Origin of the sequence: Pantoea sp. SIMBA_079 (assembly GCF_046940275.1) — a bacterium.
Taxonomy (GTDB): Bacteria; Pseudomonadota; Gammaproteobacteria; order Enterobacterales; family Enterobacteriaceae; genus Pantoea; species Pantoea borealis.
This window is the reverse complement of sequence record NZ_JAWRYR010001037.1, coordinates 1-228: the sequence shown is the minus strand read 5'-3', so window position 1 is coordinate 228 and position 228 is coordinate 1. Positions and strand designations below refer to the sequence as shown.

The 228-nt window shown below is 56.6% G+C and carries 1 protein-coding gene; it reads right to left on the bottom strand.

All coding sequences use genetic code 11. The annotated features are described in order from the left end of the window. Nucleotides 1–215, bottom strand: a 215-nt coding sequence (locus tag SB719_RS23070) for a hypothetical protein (protein WP_412160177.1), incomplete at its 3' end; no start/stop codon positions are given. Nucleotides 216–228 lie beyond the last annotated feature (13 nt).

The window sequence follows — 228 nt, the reverse complement described above, 5'->3', positions numbered from 1 at the left end:
CTCGACAACTCGTCTGTCGTCGAAGCGGTTTCACCGATGACCCGGCTGTTGTTTTGCGACATGCCGGCGATCATTTCCACCTGATGAGCAATTTCATTGCTGGCCAGGCTCTGTTCACTGATGGTGCGGGAAATATCCGTCACCAATTCAGTGGTGTTCAGCGTCGCCTGCAGGATCTCTCGGATCGCCCGCTCCACATCGGCGGTCACGGCCATGCCTTTATCCACC